Source organism: 'Camptotheca acuminata' phytoplasma (genome assembly GCF_041276565.1).
GTDB lineage: Bacteria > Bacillota_I > Bacilli_A > Acholeplasmatales > Acholeplasmataceae > Phytoplasma.
Genome location: NZ_JBGGGR010000030.1, coordinates 1 through 2,271, shown reverse-complemented (window position 1 = coordinate 2,271; position 2,271 = coordinate 1). Strand labels below are relative to the sequence as shown.

General features: G+C 18.3%; 2 protein-coding genes and 1 pseudogene. All 3 read right to left on the bottom strand.

Annotated features, from left to right (window positions below; genetic code table 11):
- Positions 1-411: pseudogene (locus tag AB6A63_RS01995) on the bottom strand (hypothetical protein); the annotation flags it as partial.
- 47 nt (positions 412-458) lie between these two features.
- Complete coding sequence (locus AB6A63_RS01990; RefSeq protein ID WP_370431018.1) at positions 459-1,274, bottom strand: hypothetical protein; 816 nt, start codon at positions 1,272-1,274, stop codon at positions 459-461.
- 398 nt (positions 1,275-1,672) lie between these two features.
- A partial coding sequence (locus AB6A63_RS01985) for a hypothetical protein (RefSeq protein ID WP_370431017.1) occupies positions 1,673-2,271 on the bottom strand: 599 nt, incomplete at its 5' end.

Genomic DNA, 2,271 nt, shown 5'->3' with positions numbered 1-2,271 from the left:
AATAACAGCTCCCATTTTTTGATATTTGTGTGGATTGTTTAAGAAATCAATTAATTCTTTCATCTCTTCTTTTTCTTCTTTGTTTCCGGCGACATCTTTTAAAGTAAAAAGAGATTTTTGTTTAGAAGAAATTTTAGGATTAGTGTTTAATTTATCAGAACTTTTTTCGATATTATTCAATATATAAAAAGAAAAGATTATAGGATAAATAGATATTATAATTTTTATAGTTAATTTGTTAAAATTTATTAAATTATTTAAAATTTTGGCCCAAAGTATATTTTGTTTACTTTTAGAATATATAGAATAAAATAAATAATGTTCTAAAATTTGAAACAAGATAAGATATATTATAAGATAATAAAAAAATTTTTTATTTTTGAAGAATTCGGTAATGTTATTTATATTCATGATGAAACAATGTCCTCTTTTTGATGATAATTAATTTTTAAAAATAGTTAATTTGTTTGTTCTAATATTTTAAATATTGTTGTATTATTTCTATTATTTAATATATTGTTGCGAAATTCAATTTGATTTAATTTATTATTTGAATAATTTAAAACACTTTCATTAATTAATTGATTTTCAAAATTAAATGCTGAAACTTTAGTTAATTTTCTTTCTGCGTTATAATAGAATTTAGATGTGGTTTGCGAATTTCCTCTTGCTTGAGGTGTTTTTTTAATTTCTTCAACTAAACCGTTTGTGTTATTTGTTATTTCATATTTTTCTATTTCTTTTTTATTCGAATCTACAACAGAAATTGTTTCTATTTCGCCTTCTTGATCATAAAAAAACATATATGCACGTTGTAATTTTGAATTTTTGTCTAATATTTTTATTTCTTTTATTTGTTTATTGTCATCTTGATAAGTTAATTTAGCTTTTTTTATTGTAATAGGTTGATTATTTGTTGTTTTTATTTCTTGGATTTCTCTTATATTGTTGTTAGTTTCGTCATAAATATTTTTATATTTATTATGATCTGTTTCATTTTCTATTGTTTCTTTATTATTTTCTAATAAAAAATTATAAAAAAAGTAATCTGTACCAATTGAAGATAAAATAATTTTATCGTTATATTTTTTATCAACTATATCTTTATTTGAACCATTGTTAGAATGGTTTTTATTATTATTGTTATTTTTGAATTTATTTTGTGTTGTTGACGAATTTTCATTTGTTGATAACTTTGTTATACTAACAACTATTAATACAATAATTATCAAAATAATTAATATTATCAATGATTTTCTTTGATTTTTGTTCATAATTTTTTTCTTTCTTAAAATTTTAGTTTGTTAAAAACAAACTTTAAATCATTATAACATTATAAACAAAAAAAAAAAAAAAACAAGTTATATGTTTTTTTCTTTAATACTATTAATTTTTTTTATTTTCACTAAAATTAATAAAATAACGAACAATTTGATTTGAAAAAAATATATTTGAGTGGAAATTTTTGATAAAAAATGTTTTGTCACAATTAAATTTGAAATATATAAATTCATATTCCAAATTTAATTTAAAAAATTTCAATTGATTTTTTAATAAAAAAATATATTAATACAAATTTTAAATTTTTAACTATTATTTATTTTCGATAAATTATATTAGTTGTTTTTTAAATAAAACAAGATAATCAATATTTAAATTCAATTTAAGTAAATTATTCTTTAAAAAATATGAATACAACAGAAGACATTACAAAGATATACGAAATAATAACAAAAAAATAAATATTTTTATTGTTTATTAAATCTTGTTCTTTTGATATTAATTTTTGTTGAATTGTTTTTAATTCTTTATGTTTTTGTTTTAAATTTGTTTGAGCGGTTATTAATTGTTTATTTTTATTATTTAAATCCGTTTTGATTGTTATTAATTCATCATCTTTATGAATTGATTGAGTATTAATGTTATTCTGTTCTTTATCTTTATAATTTAAATTCGTTTGAGTGTTTTGGAATTCTTTCTGTTTTGGTTTCAAATCGTTTTTATAAGCTGTTAATTTTGATTTCATTTCATTCAATTCAGTTTGAGAGGCTGTTGATTTATCATCTTTTTGATTCAAATTTGTTTGAACGATTTCTAATTTTTGTTTGATTTCGTTTAATTTATTTTGAACTGTTATTAATTTTGTTTGTGTTTTACTTAATTCAGTTTGAACTGTTTTTAACTCTTCATCTTTTTTATTTAAATTATTTTCAGAAGTTGTTAATTTTGTTTGTGTTTCTCTTAATTTGGTTTCAGAAGTTGTTAATTTTG